Source organism: Acidovorax sp. 59 (assembly GCF_002754175.1).
Classification (GTDB): domain Bacteria; phylum Pseudomonadota; class Gammaproteobacteria; order Burkholderiales; family Burkholderiaceae_C; genus Acidovorax; species Acidovorax delafieldii.
The window spans coordinates 3,041,089-3,059,116 of sequence record NZ_PEET01000001.1; the positions used below are offsets into that span (position 1 = coordinate 3,041,089).

The window sequence follows — 18,028 nt, forward strand, 5'->3', positions numbered from 1 at the left end:
CAAAAAAAAGGCATCGCGAGCGATGCCTTTGTGTGCACAGGGGCGTTCTTACAGGGCCTTGACCAGTTCAGGCACAGCCGTGAACAGATCCGCTTCCAGCCCGTAGTCGGCCACGCTGAAGATCGGCGCCTCAGGGTCCTTGTTGATCGCCACGATCACCTTGGAGTCCTTCATGCCCGCCAAGTGCTGGATAGCACCCGAGATACCGGCGGCCACATACAGCTGCGGTGCCACGATCTTGCCCGTCTGGCCCACTTGCCAGTCGTTCGGTGCGTAGCCTGCGTCCACCGCTGCGCGGCTGGCACCCAGGGCGGCGCCCAGCTTGTCGGCCAGGGGCGTCATGACTTCGTCGAACTTTTCCTTGCTGCCCAGCGCACGACCACCGGAGACGATGATCTTGGCAGCGGTCAGCTCGGGGCGGTCGCTCTTGGCGATTTCGCTGCCCACGAAGCTGCTCTTGCCTGCGTCGGCCGTGGCGGCGGCGATTTCAACTTGTGCGCTGCCACCGGTGGCGGCTGCGGCGTCAAAGCCGGTGGTGCGCACGGTGATGATCTTGACGGCATCTTGGCTTTGCACGGTGGCAATGGCGTTGCCGGCGTAGATGGGGCGCTCAAACGTATCGGCTGCGATCACCTTGGTGATGTCGCTGATCTGGGCCACATCGAGCTTGGCCGCCACGCGGGGGGCCACGTTCTTGCCGCCAGCAGTCGCCGGGAACAGGATGTGGCTGTAGTTGGATGCGATGGCGAGCACTTGCGCGGCCACGTTTTCTGCCAGGCCGTGTTCCAGGCCAGGGGCGTCGGCGTGGATGACCTTGGCAACACCGGCTATTTTGGAGGCGGCCTGTGCAGCAGCTCCGGCGTTGTGGCCGGCCACCAGCACGTGCACGTCGCCGCCGCAGGCCACTGCGGCCGTGACGGTGTTCAGCGTGGCGCCCTTGATGGACGCGTTGTCGTGTTCAGCAATAACGAGTACCGACATTTAGATCACCTTCGCTTCGTTCTTGAGTTTTTCGACCAGGGCGGCCACGTCGGCCACCTTGATGCCAGCGCCGCGCTTGGCGGGCTCGGTCACCTTGAGGGTCTTCAGGCGCGGGGCCACGTCCACACCGAGGTCTTCGGGCTTGACGGTATCGAGCTGCTTTTTCTTGGCCTTCATGATGTTGGGCAAGGTGACGTAGCGGGGCTCGTTCAGGCGCAGGTCGGTGGTGATGACGGCGGGCAGCGTCAGGGCCAGGGTTTCCAGGCCGCCGTCCACTTCGCGGGTCACGCTGACCTTGTCTGCAGCCAGTTCAACCTTGCTGGCGAACGTGGCCTGGGGCAGGTCGGCCAGGGCCGCCAGCATCTGGCCGGTCTGGTTGGCGTCGTCGTCGATGGCTTGTTTGCCCAGGATGATGAGCGAGGGTTGCTCTTTGTCCACCAGGGCCTTCAAGATCTTGGCGACGGCCAGGGGCTGCAGTTCGACGTCGGTTTCCACCAGGATGGCGCGGTCGGCACCAATGGCCATGGCCGTGCGCAGGGTTTCCTGGCACTGGGCCACGCCGCAGGAGACTGCGATGACTTCGGTCACCAGGCCTTTTTCTTTCAGGCGCACGGCCTCTTCAACGGCGATTTCGTCAAAGGGGTTCATGCTCATCTTCACGTTGGCGATGTCCACACCCGTGTTGTCCGACTTCACGCGGACCTTCACGTTGTAGTCCACCACGCGCTTGACAGGGACCAAGACCTTCATTGCTGCGGCTCCTAGAGAGTTGGTTGAATTGACGTTTACGTAAACTAGAACATTCTATGTCGCACTGCAGCGAAAGCGCTACGGAGCCACCACACAGACTGCACAATCACAAAAAAGAACGATCGTGCTTTTTGTGAATTATAGGCGAGTGAACCCGGACAGTGTCTAGAGTTTGCTGTCGCCTGCGCTACCGGGCACCCGCCGAGGTATCGCCCTGCAACCGGATCAGCCCGCCGAAGCCGGTGCTGGCGCGGGAGCCCCGCCCGGCGACATCGCTGCAGGGACTGCGCCATCGACCTGCACATGCATGACCCGCTGGGGGTAAGGGATTTCGATCTGGTGGGCCCGCAGCGCACTCAGGATGGCCCGGTTGATGTCCGAGCGCAGTCCCAGGGATCCGTTTTCAGGGTCTGCAATCCAGAAGCCCACGGTGAACTCCAGCCCATCGGCCCCGAAGGCCGACAGCGCGGCGCTGGGGGCGGGGTCGCGCAGCACGCGCGGGCTGACCAGGGCGGCATCGGTGAGCAACTGGGCCACCTGGTCCACATCGCTCTCATAGGCCACGCTGACCACGGTGGACATCCACACGCGCGGGTCTGACAGCGACAGGTTTTCCACCCGCTGGGTGATTAAGAGTTCGTTGGGCACGATGGATTCGCGCCCCGAGGGCGAGCGTATGACGGTGTAGCGGGCATTGATTTGCGTGATGCGCCCCTCGAACGTATCGAGCTTGACGTTGTCGCCGATGCGCATGCTGCGCTCGGCCAGGATCACAAAACCGCTCACATAGTTGGCGGCCAGCTTCTGCAGGCCAAAGCCAATGCCCACGCCGACCGCACCGCCCAGCACCGACAGCGCAGTCAGGTCGATGCCCACCGACGACAAGGCCACCAGCAAGCCCACAAACACCAGCAGCGCCCGCACCGCGTTGCTCACCGCCTTGCGCAGCGACAGCTCGGCGCCCGTGGCCGAGCGCAGCAGCCGCGACTCGATGGCCGCCGAGATCCACAGGGCAATCAGCAGCACTGCCGCTGCGGTGACCGCCCCTTCGATGATGGTGCGCACCGACAGCGTCGCCCCGCCCACTTTCCAGTGGATCTGGTCCAGCTCGTCCAGCACCAGCGGCAGCAGCCCGGTGACCCACAGCACCATGCCCAGCCACGCCATCCAGGAGATGGAGCGCTCGATGGGCCGCACCCAGGCAGCGTCCGGGTAGGCCACCTGCAGCACCTTCACGCCAATGCGAATGACCACCAGCGCCACCAGCACCGGGATCGCAATCTTGAAAGCCGCCAGCGCCACCCAGTGGTGCAGCAGGGTGCGCGCGATGTAGGCCAGACTCAGCAGCACCAGCGGAAACAGCGCGCCATCCACGATCCGCACACCAAACAGGATGGAGCGCGGGTCGCCCCGGCGCAGGCCGCGCTGCAGCAGCGCCACCAGCCCCCAGGCCAGGCCCACGCAGACTGCCAAAACAGCCAGCTCCACCAGCACCGTGGGGCTGAGAAAGGCCTGCACCCACAGGCCCACGTCGTCGAGCATCGGCTTGTCCATCGTGCGGCGCCTCAACGCTTCCAGGCGGGCTGGCGTTTTTCGGCAAACGCACGGGCGCCCTCCTGGGCGGCCGAGTCCATCATGTTGGTGGCCATGGTCTGGCCTGCCAGCTGGTAGGCGGCATCAATGCCCAGCTCGCGCTGCTGGTACACCAGCGCCTTGCCCATGGCCACGGCCACACGGGGCGTTTGCAGGATGGATTGCACCAGTTGCTCGACCTCGGCATCCAGCGCATCGGCGGGCACCACCCGGTTCACCAGCCCTTGCGCGAGTGCAGTGGGCGCATCCATGAAGTCGCCGGTGAGCAGCATTTCCATCGCCCGCTTGGCGGGCACATTGCGCACCAGCGGCACGCTCGGCGTTGCGCAGAACAGGCCGTAGTGGATGCCACTGGTGGCAAAACTCGCGCTGTCGGCCGCTACTGCCAGGTCACACTGCGCCACCAGCTGGCAGCCTGCGGCCGTCGCCATGCCCTGAACCCTGGCGATCACGGGTACTGGCAGCTTGTGGATGGTCAGCATCATGCGGCTGCATTGCGCAAACAGCTTTTGGTAGTACGCCAGGTCCGGGTTCGCCGCCATGTCCTTGAGGTTGTGCCCGGCACAGAAGGCCTTGCCTGCTGCGGCCAGCACCACCACGCGCACAGATTCGTCGCGGCCCGCTTCGTCCAGCGCCTGTTGCAGGGCTGTCAGCATTTCAGAGCCCAACGCATTGAAGCGTGCAGGGTCGTTCAAAGTGAGGGTGATCACACCGCGCGTATCACGGGTGATCAGCAGCAGCTCGTCAGAATTTGGAATCGTCATGTTGTTTCTCCTGTGCACAGCAATGCGAGGGGCGTTTGAAACAGGCGCGCATGAGGCCAGTGCCACCGTGGAGCTGGCTCCGCCAGGCCACGGGTGGCGCCCCCCTCAGGGGGGGAGACGCCGCAGGCGGCTCAGGGGGAGTCAAAGATCGGCCAGGACCCGCAAATGCGCCTCCACACTGCGCGCCAGCGGCCCCATCACGTAGCCACCCTCCAGGCACGACACGATGCGGCCCTTCGAGTAGCGCCGGGCCACGTCCTTCACGCGCTGGGTTATCCAGGTGTAGTCCTGCTCGGTCAGGCCCAACTGGCCCATGTCGTCCTCGCGGTGGCCGTCAAAGCCCGCGCTCACAAAAATCATCTCGGGCTTGAAGGCCTCCAGCCGGGGCATCCACATCATCTCGATGATCTCGCGGATGTCCATGCCGCGTGTGTACGCGGGCACCGGCACGTTGACCATGTTGGGGGCGGGATCGTGGTCGCCGCTGTAGGGGTAGAACGGATGCTGGAAGATGCTGACCATCAGCGCCCGCGGGTCATTGGCCAGGATGTCCTCGGTGCCGTTGCCGTGGTGCACATCAAAGTCCACCACCGCCACACGCTGCAGGTTGTAGCGCTGCAGCGCATATTTCACCGCCACCGCCACGTTGTTGAAAAAGCAAAAGCCCATCGCTTTGTCGCGGCACGCATGGTGTCCCGGGGGGCGCACGGAGCAAAACGCATTTTCGACCTCGCCCGCCATCACCGCGTCGGTGGCGGCCAGCGCAGCACCCGCAGCACGCAGCGACGCCTTCCAGGTGTGGGCGTTGATGGAGGTGTCGGTGTCAATCTGCGCATAGCTGGGGCCGCCGGCCATCAGCTCTTCGTTGAGCCGGTCAGACATCCCGCGCAAGGCGGCGATGTGCATGCGGCCATGGGCCAGTTCGATGTCGGCCAGCGAGGCTTCCGGGGCTTCGTAGCGCTCCAGCGCATCCCCTACGCCGGTGACCAGTAAACGGTCTTCAATCGCATCCAGCCGCTCGGGGCATTCGGGGTGGCCCGGGCCCATCTCGTGCTTCCAACAATCCCGATGGGTGAAATAGCCCGTCTTGCTCACAGTCTTGTCCCCGCGTCTCGCATTTTTTGCCGTTTTTCGGATAACGTCGTGCCATGAATGCACAGCACAAGATCAAATCGCTTCTGGATCAGCTTAACACGGTGATCGTGGGCAAAAAGGCCCAGGTTCAGGACTGCGTGGCCTGCCTGCTGGCGGGGGGGCATCTGCTCATTGAAGACGTGCCGGGTGTGGGCAAGACCACATTGGCGCACGCGTTGTCCCACACCTTTGGGCTGCAGTTTTCGCGCGTCCAGTTCACTGCCGACCTCATGCCCAGCGACCTGACCGGCGTGTCGGTATACGAACGTGGCAAAGAAGCCTTTGTGTTCCACCCCGGCCCGGTGTTTGCCCAGGTGCTGCTGGCCGACGAAATCAACCGCGCCAGCCCCAAGACGCAAAGCGCCCTGCTGGAAGCCATGGAAGAAAAGCAGGTGTCGGTCGAGGGCGAAACCCGCGCCCTGCCCCACCCCTTCTTCGTGATCGCCACCCAGAACCCACACGACCAGCTGGGCACCTTTGCGCTGCCCGAGTCGCAACTTGACCGCTTCTTGATGCGCATCTCCATCGGCTACCCCGACCGCGCCGCCGAGCGCCTGCTGCTGTCGGGCGCCGACCGGCGCGACATGGTGAGCAGCCTGCTGCCCCTGCTGTCCGCCGACGAACTGGCCGAGCTGCAGCGCCAGGTGCAGGCCGTGCACACCGCAGACCCCCTGCTCAACTACGTGCAGGACCTGATCGCCGCCACCCGCTCGGGCCGCTGGTTCTTGCAGGGCCTGTCGCCCCGCGCGGGCATTGCCATGCTGCGCGCCGCCAAGGCCCAGGCGCTCATCAGCGGGCGCGACTATGTGGCGCCGGACGATGTGCAGGCCGTGCTGCCGCAAACCATTGCCCACCGCCTGGTGCCCGTGGGCGACGCCGGGCGCGGCGCGGTCGAGCAGGTCCGCGCCATGGTCGACGCCGTGCCGCTGCCCTGATCGATGGAATCCGCCGCCCACCCTTCCCTCACGACGACCACGGGCTGGCGCGGCCTGGCCGCGCGGCTCAGCCCCGTGGCGCGCCTTCGCAGGCGCTTCCAGCGCTGGTGGCAGGCACGCCTGCCGCTGTCCGACACGCTGCAGCTCACCCAGCGCAATGTCTACATCCTGCCCACCAGCTCGGGCTGGATGCTGGCGCTCACGCTCGTGGTGCTGCTGGTGGCCTCCATCAACTACCAGCTCAACCTGGGCTACCTGCTGACCTTTTTGCTGGCTGGCAGCGCGGTGGTGGGCATGCACATCTGCCACGCCAACCTGCGCGGGCTGACGCTGCACCTGAAGGCACCCGAGCCACATTTTCTGGGCACCAGCACGGCGTTTGAGATCCAGCTGTCCAGTGATCGCAAGTCGCCGCGTTATGGCATTGCCCTGGCCGTGCACGGCACCGGCAAGGCCGAACACCACTGGGCCTGGACCGACGTGCCCGCCCAGGGTCAGGCCAGCGTGCAGGTGGCCTTCCAGCCCGGGCGCCGGGGGCTGCACCGTGTGCCCACCCTGACGGCCGAAACGCGGTTTCCGCTGGGCACCTTCCGCGTGTGGACCTACTGGCGGCCCGCTGCCGAGGTGCTGGTGTACCCCGCGCCGGAGGTGCCGCCACAACCCCTGCCGCCGGGCGAGCCCCGCGCAGGGGGCACGGGCAACGCGCCGTCGCAGGGCATTGGCGAATTCGACGGCGTGCGGGCCTACCGGCGGGGCGACCCGCTCAAACTGGTGGTCTGGAAGAAAGCGGCGAAGTCGTTGGCCACCGGCACCGATGACCTGGTGAGCCGTGACGCGCAACAGGCCCAGCGGCACGAGCTGTGGCTGGACCTGGCCCACGCCGCCTTGCCCAACCATGAGGCACGCGTGTCGCGCCTGACGGCCTGGGTGCTGCAAGCCGACCGCCTGGGCCTGGACTATGGCCTGCGCCTGCCCGGCACCGAGATCGCGCCCGACACGGGGGCCGCCCACCGCCGCCGCTGCCTGGAGGCGTTGGCCCTGTGTTGACCTGCCACTGCCCATTCCTGCCGAGTTTGGCCCCTATCGGCTCCAAGCGCATATTCTTATTGCCCGAATAGCTATCAAATAAATAGCGTCATGAAATCCATTCACCCCCGTTCCACCGCACAGCCATGACCCTGCGTCAGACGCTCAACGCACTGCCGCGCGATGCGCGCGACACGCTGTTCCTGCTCGTCGTGATTGCGTGGGTCATCGCCCCGCAGGTCAACGTGTTGCCTGTATGGGCGAGCCTGCTGGCGGCCGGACTGATGCTGTGGCGCGGCTGGCTGGCCTTCAAGGGCCGCCCGCTGCCGACGCGCTGGGTGCTGGCCGTTCCGCTGGTGATCGCGGTGGCGGGCACGCTGTACACCCACCGCACCATCCTGGGCCGTGATGCAGGGGTTACGCTGATCGTGATGCTGCTGGCGCTCAAGATGCTGGAACTGCGCGCGCGGCGCGACGCGCTGGTGGTCTTCTTCCTGGGCTTCTTCACGATGCTCAGCAACTTCTTCTTCTCGCAGTCGCTGTTCACGGCCGCTGCCATGCTGGTGGCGCTGCTGGGGCTGCTCACGGCCCTGGTCAACGCCCACATGCCTGTGGGGCGGCCACCGCTGTCGCAGGCACTGCGCACAGCAGGCACCATGGCGCTGCTGGGCGCGCCCATCATGGCGGCGCTGTTCATGCTGTTCCCGCGCATGGCGCCGCTGTGGGGCATGCCCAGCGACACCATGAGCGGGCGCAGCGGCCTGTCCGGCGTGATGAAGGTGGGCAACATTGCCGAGCTGGCGCTGGATGACACGGTGGCCATGCGCGTGCGGTTTGACACCCCTGACGGCGCCGCGCCACCGCAGAGCGACCTGTACTTCCGCGGCCCCGTGTTCGGCACCTTCGACGGCGTCGAATGGCACCCGGTGTCGCCCCGCCCCGGCGATTATTCGCAGGCACGTGCCAGCACCGTAGCCAACCTGCGCGTGCAAGGCCAGCCTGTGCGCTACGAAGTGACGCTGGAGCCCCACCAGCGCCCCTGGCTGCTGCTGCTGGACGCTGCGGTGGACAAGCCCGCCGTCGCGGGCATGGACACCTTCATGACGCAGGACCTGCAGTGGCTGACCACCCGCGCAGTGACCGATGTGGTGCGCTACAAGGCAGAGAGCTACACGCAGTTTGCCCATGGCCCCAGCGCCCCCAACGCCGCCCTGCGCACCTATACCGAGCTGCCCACCGGCTTCAATCCCCGCACGCTGGCGCTGGCCCAGCAACTGCGCAACGACCCAAAGCTCAACCCCAACCCCGCGCAAGACAACGCCGAGGCCCTTGTCAATGCCGCCTTGAACCTCCTGCGCACCGGCGGATATGTGTACACGCTGGAGCCCGGCGTGTACGGCCAGCACACGGCCGATGAGTTCTGGTTTGACCGCAAGGAAGGGTTTTGTGAACACATCTCCTCGGCCTTTGTGGTGCTGATGCGTGCGCTCGACATCCCGGCCCGCATCGTTACCGGTTACCAGGGCGGCGACCGCAACCCCGTGGACAAGCTCTGGACCGTGCGCCAGAGCGACGCCCATGCCTGGGCCGAAGTCTGGCTCTCCGGCCGGGGCTGGGTGCGGGTGGACCCCACCGGTGCCGTGTCACCCGGCCGCACCGGGGCCTTTCAGCGGCTGCGCGCCCCCCAGGGGGCGTTTGCCACCGCCATGGGCACGGTCATCAGCCCGGGGCTGGCGCAGAACCTGCGCGCCGTGTGGGAGGCCGTCAACAACAGCTGGAACCAGTGGGTGCTCAACTACACACAAAGCCGCCAGCTGGACCTGCTCAAGTCCCTGGGCTTTGAGTCGCCCAGCTGGCAGGACCTGACCATGGTGCTGGGCATCCTGATCATCGTTGCCGCCCTTGGGGGCATGGGCTGGAGCCTGTGGGAGCGCAGCCAGCACGACCCCTGGCTGCGCCTGCTGGCACGCGCCCGCCAGCGCCTGGCCCGCGCCGGGCTGGTGGTGCCCGACACCTTGCCGCCCCGGGCCATGGCCGAGCGGGTGCAGGCACAATTCGGCGCACCCGCTGCGGCGGTGGCCGACTGGCTGCTGCGGCTGGAGCGCGTGCGCTACGCCCCCCACCCTGAGGCCGCCCTGGGCGATTTGCGGCGGGAGTTCCGCAGCCTCGCCTGGCCGAAACAGTGAATCACCCCCCTGAGCGGCTGCGCCGCTTCCCCCCAGGGGGACGATGCCCTCGCTGCGGGGCGCCCTTGCTTGGCATCCCTGGTCTTGGAGCGCGCCGGTATCAGACGCTGCAGGGAGCCACAACATGACGAACCATTGACATGAAGAAGACAGCACCATGGACCACGGCAGCTATATTTTTGATAGCTGCCTGTGCATTACCCGCTAGCGCAAAGCCCGAAAATCAACCCAAACCGGCGGCCCAGAAGGCACATGCCAAAGCCGGCCAGGCCCACCAGGGGCGGGCCAGTGCCAAGGCCCCGGTGCTCTACGCATCGCGCCCTGAGGCCATGGACTTTGCCGACGACCTGGCCACACGGCGGGACCTGGACCGCGAGTGGGTGCGCCAGGCCATCGGGCAGGCGCATTTCTTGCCACAGGTGCCCCGCCTCATGCTGCCGCCCGCCAAGGGCACGGCCAAGAACTGGCGCGTGTATCGCAGCCGTTTCATCGACCCCATCCGCATCCGTGCAGGCGTGCGGTTCTGGCAGGAGAACCAGGCCATGCTGGAGCGTGCCGAGCGCGAGTTTGGTGTGCCCGCAGAGATCATCGTGGGCATCATCGGAGTGGAGACCATCTACGGCCAGCAGATGGGCACCTTCCGCGTGATGGACGCGCTGGCCACCCTGGCGTTCGACTTCCCCACTGCACACCCGCGCGCCAAGGAGCGCACCGAATTCTTCCGCCGCGAGCTGGAGCAGTTCCTGAGCCTCGCCAACCGCAGCAACACCGACCCGTTTGAGCCACGCGGCAGCTATGCCGGCGCCATGGGCCTGGGCCAGTTCATGCCATCGAGCTGGGTGCGCTACGCGGTGGACTTTGATGGCGACGGCCGCGTGGACCTGTTCAAGAGCCCGGCCGACGCCATCGGCTCGGTGGCCAACTACTTCCGCGGCCACGGCTGGACGCCCGGCATGCCCACGCATTTTGGCGTGCAGTTCGACAACGCGCGGCTGCAACTGGACGACCTGCTCGCCCCTGACATCCTGCCCACCTTCAGCGCGGCCAGCATGCTGGCCAAGGGCGCTGTGCTCGATGCCCCGGGTGCCCAGCACACGGGCCCGCTGGCGCTGGTGGAACTGCAAAACGGCAACGATGCACCCAGCTACGTGGCAGGCACCGAAAACTTCTACGCTATTACGCGCTACAACTGGTCGAGCTACTACGCCATGGCGGTGATCGAGCTGGGGCGCGAGGTGGCGGCAGCGCGCTGATGGCGCCTACCGCGCTGCGAACCACGCACCAATCGGCTGAACCCGGAGGTTTCTGCGGGCACGGAGCCCCTGCCCTGCACGCTTGCGCAAGTCAGTCCACAATGCCCGGCTTCGACCGCTTGCACAGCGGCCCGGCCAAGGCGGCGCGCCCTGGTCCTCCAAGAGAACCTTCCCCATGCCTGCATCACCTTCTCCAGCACCCGACACGGACGCCATCGTCCGCGTACGCGGCCTGAGCAAAACCTACGCCGGCGGCTTTCAGGCACTCAAGAACATCGACCTGGACATCCGGCGCGGCGAGATCTTTGCCCTGCTGGGGCCCAATGGCGCGGGCAAGACCACGCTGATCAGCGTGATTTGCGGCATGAGCAATGCCACGGCGGGGTCCGTCACGGCCGATGGGCACGACACGGTGCGCGACTACCGCGCAGCCCGCGCTGCCATTGGCCTGGTGCCCCAGGAGCTGCACACCGACTCGTTCGAGACGGTGTGGGCCACGGTGAACTTCAGCCGGGGCCTGTTTGGCAAGGCCCCCAACCCCGCATACATCGAGAAGATCCTCAAGGACCTGTCGCTGTGGGACAAGAAGGACAACAAGATCCTCGCGCTGTCGGGCGGCATGAAACGCCGCGTGCTGATCGCCAAGGCACTGTCGCACGAGCCCAAGATCCTGTTCCTGGACGAGCCCAGCGCCGGCGTGGACGTGGAGCTGCGCCACGACATGTGGCGCCTGGTGCGGGCGCTGCGCGACGCGGGCACCACCATCATCCTGACCACCCACTACCTGGAAGAAGCCGAGGACATGGCCGACCGCATCGGCGTGATCCGCAAGGGCGAGTTGATCGTGGTGGAAGACAAGGCCGTGCTGATGCGCAAGCTGGGCAAGAAAGCGCTGGCCATCACGCTGCAGCAGCCCATGGCGCAAGTGCCCGCACCGCTCGCCCGCTGGCCTCTGGCCCTGAGCCAGGGCGGCACCGTGCTGACGTACACCTTCGACACGCAGCAGGAAGACACCGGCATCGCCGCCCTGCTGCGCGCCCTGACCGAGCACGGCATCGACTTCAAGGACCTGCACTCCAGCGAAAGCTCGCTCGAAGACATCTTCGTCAGCCTGGTGCACCAGGACAAGGTCCCCACCCCTTCGCCCCAGAAAGCGATCCCAGCATGACCGGTGTGAACCTGCATGGCGTGCGCGCCATCTACCGCTTCGAAATGAACCGCGCCTTCCGCACCTGGATGCAGAGCCTCATTGCGCCCGTGCTCACCACCGCGCTGTACTTCATCGTCTTCGGCTCCGCCATAGGCTCGCGCATGGGCGACATCGGCGGGGTGAGCTATGGCGCCTACATCATCCCCGGCCTGCTCATGCTGTCGCTGCTCTCCGAGAGCATCTCCAACTCGGCCTTTGGTATCTACATGCCCAAATGGTCGGGCACCATCTACGAGCTGCTGAGCGCGCCGGTCAACTGGGTGGAGGTGCTGCTGGGCTACGTGGGCGCGGCGGCCAGCAAGTCGCTGCTGGTGTCGGTGCTCATCCTGTCCACCGCCCGGGTGTTTGTTCCGTACGAAGTGGCGCACCCCGTCTGGATGGTGGGCTTTCTGGTGCTTACAGCCGTCACGTTCTGCCTGTTCGGCTTCCTCATTGGCCTGTGGGCGGACAGCTTTCAAAAGCTGCAGGTCATCCCGCTGCTGGTGATCACGCCGCTCACCTTTCTGGGCGGGGCTTTTTACAGCATCAGCATGCTGCCGCCGTTCTGGCAGACCGTTTCGTTGTTCAACCCGGTGGTCTATCTCATCAGCGGGCTGCGGTGGGCGTTCTATGGCCATGCCGACGTGCACATCGCAGTGAGCACCAGCATGACCTTGGTGTTCATGGCCCTGTGCCTCGCCGTGGTGCGGTGGGTGTTCAAGACGGGCCACCGCATCCGGCGCTGAGCGCGATCACCCCGGCCGCCCCGGCCGCCCGGGGCGGACCCACGCATCAGTAACGCTGCATCAATAGCGCTGCATCTGGCAGCTGTGCGGTTGCTGCGCCTTGGCCGCCGCGATCTGCCGCACCACGCGGAAGCCGTAGCCCGAGCCTTCCACGTCGAACTTCACGCCGGGGGCGCCTTTCTTGTCCATCACGCCCACCGCCAGGGCCTGCTGGAACTGGTGGTCGGCCGCACGCATGGTGCCGCCCTGGCCGGCCAATTGCACGTTGGCAGACTCCATCTGGCGCGCGACGGCCACCACGTCGGTGCTGCCTGCACGCTCGATGGACTGGGCGAGGGCCTCCACCATCAGCTGCATGCGCATGTGCACGTAGTCGTCCTGCGGCTTGGGAAAGCGTGTGCGGAAGGATTGGTAGAACGCCTCGCTCTGCGCGCCCGGCACGTTGGGCAGCCAGTCGGCCACGGCCACCACCTTGCCGATGCCCGCGTCGCCAATCGCGGCGGGAGCGCCCAGCGCGTTGCCGTAGAAGGTGTAGAAGCTGCCCTCGTAGCCTACGTCCCGCGCGGCCTTGACCAGCAGCGTGAGGTCATTGCCCCAGTTGCCGGTGACCACGGCCTGCGCGCCGCTGGTCTTGATCTTGACGGCATAGGGCGCAAAGTCCTTCACGCGGCCGATGGGGTGCAGCTCTTCGCCCACCACGGCCACATCGGGGCGCTGGGCAGCCAGCTGCTTCTTGGCCTCGCGCAGCACGGCCTGGCCAAAACTGTAGTCCTGGCCGATGAGGTAGACGCTCTTCAAGGCCTTGTCCTCGCGCATCACCTCCATCAGCGCGGCCATGCGCATGTCGGCATGGGCATCAAAACGGAAGTGCCAGAAGCTGCACTTCTCGTTCGTGAGGATGGGGTCCACCGCCGAGTAGTTGAGGAACAGCACACGCTTGTTCGGCTCGCGCTCGTTGTGCTTGTTGATGGCCTCGATCAGCACGGCGGCCGTGGACGACGAATTGCCCTGCAGGATGACCTGCGCACCATCGTCAATCGCAGCGCGCAGCGCAGACAGGGCTTCTTCGTTCTGGCCCTTGCTGTCGTAGCGCTCCAGCACCAGCGGGCGGGGGCCGCCGCTGCTGGCAGGCAGCTGCACGCCGCCGCGTGCGTTCACGCGCTCCATGGCCCAGTAGATGTTGCGGTACACAGCCTCGCCCGTGTTGGCAAAAGGGCCCGACAGGCTTTCGATGAGCGCCAGCTTGACCGGCCTGGCCTGGGCCACGGCTGCCGAGGGCGGGGTCTGCGCTTGCGCGGCAGGCGCCAACGCCACGGCGCCTGCAAGGGCCACTGCGGCTGCCCAAACGGTGTGACGTAATGCCGCAGCGCCTGATTTCAAGCCCACAGATTGCAATTTATTCATGGCATTTTTCCCTTGAAATGCGGCGTGGCCGCACACACCTCTCTGCCATGCGGCGACCACGTCGAGAGCCGCGCAGTGTATAGGAGTACCCCATGATCTTCGCCCCCGTGATCCGCCGCGCCGCTTATGCCCAAGCCCCCCGTTCCGCCGACCTGGCGCTGCAACGTTTTCTGATGGGCGCGCTGGCACAGCCTGCCGCAGCACCCGCTGCGGGCTGCACCGTGACGCAGGACGAAAAGGCCACCACCTTGCAGCTGGACGTCCCCGGCCTCGCCCGCGAACAGCTCTCGATCAGCATTGAAGGCCAAGTGGTGCAGGTGCAAAGCGTGGAAGGCGCACCGCGCAAGGTGCAGCGTGCGTGGGAGCTGCCCACCGAGATCGATGCCAGCGCCAGCACCGCCAAGCTGGAAAACGGCGTGTTGACCCTGACACTGGTCCGCCTGGAGCCCGTGAGCAAGGCCACCACGCTGACCATTCACTGAAGCCAGCCGCTCCCAAGGCGATGGCGCATGACGGCCATCGCTATATTTTCAATAGCAATCAAGGCATGATGCACTAGCGCTTCATGCCTTTTTTGCTTGTTTTTTCTTCCAGGGCACCCGGTCAGGCGCCCTTCGGCAGCCAGCCCACGGCCCTGCTCACTCGTGCCGTAGCGCATCGATGGGGTCCATGCGCGCCGCGCGCCGCGCCGGGAAGTAGCCAAACACCACACCGATCCCGGCCGAAAACACAAACGACAGCAGGTTCACGCCAGGGTTGAACAGGTAGGGCACGCCCATCAGCCCCGACAGTGCGAGCGACGCGCCCGTGGCCAGCACGATGCCGATGAGCCCGCCCAGCGCGGCCAGCACCACGGCCTCGATCAGGAACTGCAGCAGCACCTCGCGTTCCAGTGCGCCGATGGCCAGGCGCAGGCCGATCTCGCGCGTGCGCTCGGTCACGCTCACCAGCATGATGTTCATGATGCCGATGCCGCCCACCAGCAGGCTCACGGCGGCCACGGCGCCCAGCAGCGTGGTCAGCACCTTGGTGGTGCCCGAGAGCGTGTCGGCCAGCTGCTTGGTGTCGAGCACGTTGAAGTTGTCTTCGTCCGAGTCCGACAGCTTGCGCAGCTCGCGCAGCAGTTGGGTGAGGCTGGCCTTCACGCGCTCGGGGTCGCTGCCGTCCTTCATGGACACCAGCAGCGTGTTCACCCGCGTGTTGCCCGTCACGCGGCGCTGCAGCGTGCGCAGCGGCACCAGCACGGTGTCGTCCTGGTCGTTGCCAAACGCACCCTGCCCTTTGGACGCCAGCACGCCCACCACCTCGCACGAAAACGCCTTCACGCGCAGCTGGCCGCCCACAGCATCGGCCGTGCCAAACAGCTCGCGCCGCACGGTCTCGCCGATCAGGCACACGGCGGCACCCGCGCGCAATTCGGCGTCGGTAAAGACGCGGCCCGTGCGCACGGTCCAGTTGCCGGTCTCCAGCCAGGCGTTGGTGCTGCCGATCACGCTGGTCGTCCAGTTGCGCCCGCCCACCACGGCGGTGGCGGCGGCGCGCGCCTCGGGTGCCACGGCCAGGATGCCGCCGATCTGCTGCGCGATCATGTCGGCATCGGTGTCCTTGAAGGCCGGAGCGCCCGAGCCACCGCCCGGCCCCATGCGCTGGCCGGGGCGCACCTGCAGCAGGTTGGTGCCCAGACCCGAGATCTGGTTCTGGATGGCCAGCGTGGCGCCATTGCCCAGCGTGACCATGGTGATCACCGCGCTCACGCCGATCACGATGCCCAGGATGGTGAGGAACGAGCGCATGAGATTGCGCCGGATGGAGCGCAGCGCTAGCAGCAGGGTGTTGAGCAACATCAGTGGCCTCCCGCATCCGAACCGGCCACCGCTGGCAGGGCCAATGCCGCATCAGCGTCCAGGCCCTTGGCGTGCGGGTTGGCCGCGTCGCTGTCCACCACGCCATCGACAAACCGCACGATGCGCCGCGCGTACTGCGCCATGTCGGGCTCGTGCGTGACCATCAGCACGGTGATGCCGTGGTCGGCGTTCAGGCGCCAGAGCAGTTCCATGATCTCGTAGCTGCGCTGGGTGTCGAGGTTGCCGGTGGGCTCGTCGGCCAGCAGCACATCGGGCTCGGTGACGATGGCGCGCGCAATAGCCACGCGCTGCTGCTGCCCGCCCGACAGCTCGGCGGGCGTGTGGTGTTCCCAACCCTTGAGGCCCACCGCTTCCAGCGCACGCGCGGCCGCCGCATGGCGCGCGGTGGCCGACTCACCCCGGTATAGCAGAGGCAGCTCCACGTTCTCTTGCGCCGAGGTGCGCGCCAGCAGGTTGAAGCCCTGGAACACAAAGCCAAAGTAGCGCCGCCGCAGCCGTGCCCGCTCGTCGCGCGAGAGCGACTCCACATGCACGCCCTTGAACAGGTATTCGCCCGTGGTGGGCCGGTCCAGGCAGCCCAGCGTGTTCATGGCCGTGGACTTGCCCGAGCCGCTGGGGCCCATGATGGCCACAAAGTCGCCCTGCGCAATGTCGAGATGAACGCCCTTGAGCGCCTGAAAGGCCAGCGCCCCTTCACCATAGACCTTGGTCACGCCACGCAGGCGGATGATGGGGGTGTCGCCCGCCACGCTCATGGCTTGGCTCCCGCCGCGCGCTGGTCGGTGATCACGGCCATGCCGGGCGTGAGGCCCTCGCCCGTGACCTCGGTATGGCGGCCATCGCTGATGCCCACCTGCACATCGATGGGCTTGGCGGCACCGTCCTGCAGCACCCACACCTGCCGCGCCTTGCCCGCGCCATCGCCCGCCTCGCCCCCCGCACCCGGTTTGCGTGGGCCCGAGCCAGACCGTGGCATGCGCGGCATGAGCTGCGACATGATGCCGCCACCACTGCCGCTGCCCGACGCGCCGGGCTTGGCGCCACCCGCCCCGGGTTTCGCATCGGCCCCTGCGGCCTGCGCAGGCGTGAAGCGCAGCGCCGTGTTGGGCACCAGCAGCACGTCCTTGCGTTCAGTGGAAGTGATGGTGGCAGCGGCCGTCATGCCGGGGCGCAGGCTCATGTCGCTGTTGTTCACCTCCAGCCAGGTGATGTAGGTGACCACGTTGTCCGTCTTGGTGGAACCAAACGACACGCGCGTGACCTGGGCCGGGTAGCGGCGCGAGGGATAGGCACTGACCGTGAAGCTCGCGTCCTGACCCACCTTGACCGAACCCACATCGGCTTCGTCCACACTCACGTCCAGCCGCAGCCGCGTGAGGTCTTCGGCCACGGTGAACAGCGTCACGGCCTGCAGCGATGCGGCCACCGCGTTGCCAGGCTCCACCGTGCGGGTCAGCACCACGCCGTCGATGGGCGAGCGGATGGAGGCCTTGGACAGGTTGGTCTCGTCGGTGGACAGCGCGGCGCGTGCGTCCTCGACCGTGGCGCGGGCGCTGGTTTCATCGGCGCGGGCGCGGTCCAGCGTGGCGCGGCCTGCGTCCAGCTCGGAGGCCGAGGGCACCTTGCCGCCGGACAGGCGGGCCACTTCTTCGAGCCGGCCAAAGTTGGCAATGGCCTCCTTGGTGGTGGCCACGGCCTGGGCCAGGCGGGCCTGCGCCGACGCCAGCGAGGCCCGCGAGCGCAGCACCTGCGATTCGAGCTTGGCGGTGTCCAGCTCCACCAGCAGCTGCCCTTTCTTGACCTTGTCGTTCACATCCACCAGCACCTTGCGCACGGTGCCCGACAGCTCGCTGCCAATGGTGACCGAGCGCGTGGGCTGCAGCGTGCCGTTGGCCGACACGGTGAGTGTGAGATTGCCCCGGCGCAGCTCTTCGGTGACATAGGTGGGTGCAGTGCTGGCGCTCTGGCGCGATTGCCAGGCGTACAAGCCACCGCCCACCACCACGAGCGCGGCCACCCCCAGCCACACGGTAGTGCGCTGCCACCAGCGGCGCGGACGGTCAGCCCCCAGCAAGGCGCTCAGGTCGGAGGGGGCGGCTTTGGCGGTTGCAGAAGAAGCGGAGGTGTCAGTGTTTGGCATGGGACATGAATCAGAAAATGGGGCTGGCAGGCAATGGAGTGGGCGTGTGGAAGGGCTTGTCA

At 66.6% G+C, this 18,028-nt stretch carries 16 protein-coding genes; 7 read left to right on the forward strand and 9 right to left on the reverse strand.

Features of this window, described 5'->3' with window-relative positions:
* Positions 1 to 48: 48 nt before the first annotated feature.
* The 5 genes from CLU87_RS13815 to CLU87_RS13835 form a co-directional block, all read right to left on the reverse strand.
* Positions 49 to 981 (reverse strand): electron transfer flavoprotein subunit alpha/FixB family protein, encoded by a 933-nt coding sequence (locus CLU87_RS13815; RefSeq protein ID WP_099730800.1) that lies wholly within the window; start codon positions 979 to 981, stop codon positions 49 to 51.
* Complete coding sequence (locus CLU87_RS13820; protein WP_099730801.1) at positions 982 to 1,731, reverse strand: electron transfer flavoprotein subunit beta/FixA family protein; 750 nt, start codon at positions 1,729 to 1,731, stop codon at positions 982 to 984. It abuts the gene before it with no gap.
* Between the two features lie 225 nt (positions 1,732 to 1,956).
* Positions 1,957 to 3,285, reverse strand: a complete 1,329-nt coding sequence (locus CLU87_RS13825) for a mechanosensitive ion channel family protein (protein WP_056058390.1) — start codon at positions 3,283 to 3,285, stop codon at positions 1,957 to 1,959.
* 11 nt (positions 3,286 to 3,296) lie between these two features.
* Entirely contained in the window at positions 3,297 to 4,088 is a 792-nt protein-coding gene (locus tag CLU87_RS13830) for an enoyl-CoA hydratase (RefSeq protein ID WP_099730802.1), read from the reverse strand.
* A 141-nt stretch (positions 4,089 to 4,229) separates the two neighbouring features.
* Positions 4,230 to 5,135, reverse strand: coding sequence for a histone deacetylase family protein (locus tag CLU87_RS13835; protein WP_056058384.1), 906 nt, complete (start codon positions 5,133 to 5,135; stop codon positions 4,230 to 4,232).
* 101 nt (positions 5,136 to 5,236) lie between these two features.
* Between CLU87_RS13835 and CLU87_RS13840 the strand changes: the two genes are divergently transcribed.
* The 6 genes from CLU87_RS13840 (at position 5,237) to CLU87_RS13865 (ending at position 12,557) form a co-directional block, all read left to right on the forward strand.
* Complete coding sequence (locus tag CLU87_RS13840; RefSeq protein WP_056058381.1) at positions 5,237 to 6,157, forward strand: MoxR family ATPase; 921 nt, start codon at positions 5,237 to 5,239, stop codon at positions 6,155 to 6,157.
* A 3-nt stretch (positions 6,158 to 6,160) separates the two neighbouring features.
* Entirely contained in the window at positions 6,161 to 7,204 is a 1,044-nt protein-coding gene (locus CLU87_RS13845; RefSeq protein WP_056058379.1) for a DUF58 domain-containing protein, read from the forward strand.
* Between the two features lie 125 nt (positions 7,205 to 7,329).
* Complete coding sequence (locus CLU87_RS13850) at positions 7,330 to 9,369, forward strand: DUF3488 and transglutaminase-like domain-containing protein (protein ID WP_099730803.1); 2,040 nt, start codon at positions 7,330 to 7,332, stop codon at positions 9,367 to 9,369.
* A gap of 140 nt (positions 9,370 to 9,509) precedes the next feature.
* Positions 9,510 to 10,622 carry a lytic murein transglycosylase B gene (mltB, locus tag CLU87_RS13855; protein WP_099730804.1) on the forward strand — a complete coding sequence of 371 codons (1,113 nt, stop codon included), beginning with the start codon at positions 9,510 to 9,512 and terminating at the stop codon, positions 10,620 to 10,622.
* A gap of 175 nt (positions 10,623 to 10,797) precedes the next feature.
* Positions 10,798 to 11,790 (forward strand): ABC transporter ATP-binding protein, encoded by a 993-nt coding sequence (locus CLU87_RS13860; RefSeq protein ID WP_099730805.1) that lies wholly within the window; start codon positions 10,798 to 10,800, stop codon positions 11,788 to 11,790.
* A gap of 5 nt (positions 11,791 to 11,795) precedes the next feature.
* Complete coding sequence (locus tag CLU87_RS13865; RefSeq protein ID WP_056744038.1) at positions 11,796 to 12,557, forward strand: ABC transporter permease; 762 nt, start codon at positions 11,796 to 11,798, stop codon at positions 12,555 to 12,557.
* 60 nt (positions 12,558 to 12,617) lie between these two features.
* On the opposite strand, the gene CLU87_RS13870 is transcribed toward CLU87_RS13865, so the two are convergent.
* Complete coding sequence (locus CLU87_RS13870; RefSeq protein ID WP_099730806.1) at positions 12,618 to 13,961, reverse strand: branched-chain amino acid ABC transporter substrate-binding protein; 1,344 nt, start codon at positions 13,959 to 13,961, stop codon at positions 12,618 to 12,620.
* Positions 13,962 to 14,053: 92 nt separating this feature from the next.
* Between CLU87_RS13870 and CLU87_RS13875 the strand changes: the two genes are divergently transcribed.
* Positions 14,054 to 14,443 (forward strand): Hsp20/alpha crystallin family protein, encoded by a 390-nt coding sequence (locus CLU87_RS13875; protein ID WP_099730807.1) that lies wholly within the window; start codon positions 14,054 to 14,056, stop codon positions 14,441 to 14,443.
* Between the two features lie 156 nt (positions 14,444 to 14,599).
* Here CLU87_RS13875 and CLU87_RS13880 read toward each other — a convergent pair whose 3' ends face one another.
* Genes CLU87_RS13880 through CLU87_RS13890 form a run of 3 tightly spaced genes read right to left on the reverse strand, consistent with a single transcriptional unit; the run spans position 14,600 to position 17,966 of the window.
* On the reverse strand, positions 14,600 to 15,805 hold the full coding sequence (locus CLU87_RS13880; protein WP_099730808.1) for an ABC transporter permease: 1,206 nt from the start codon (positions 15,803 to 15,805) through the stop codon (positions 14,600 to 14,602).
* Positions 15,805 to 16,581, reverse strand: coding sequence for an ABC transporter ATP-binding protein (locus CLU87_RS13885; RefSeq protein WP_099730809.1), 777 nt, complete (start codon positions 16,579 to 16,581; stop codon positions 15,805 to 15,807). The genes CLU87_RS13880 and CLU87_RS13885 overlap by 1 nt, the downstream gene beginning before the upstream one ends.
* Positions 16,578 to 17,966: an efflux RND transporter periplasmic adaptor subunit gene (locus tag CLU87_RS13890; protein ID WP_099730810.1), complete on the reverse strand. Its 1,389-nt coding sequence runs from the start codon at positions 17,964 to 17,966 to the stop codon at positions 16,578 to 16,580. Before CLU87_RS13890 ends, CLU87_RS13885 begins: the two co-directional genes overlap by 4 nt.
* Positions 17,967 to 18,028: the final 62 nt, after the last annotated feature.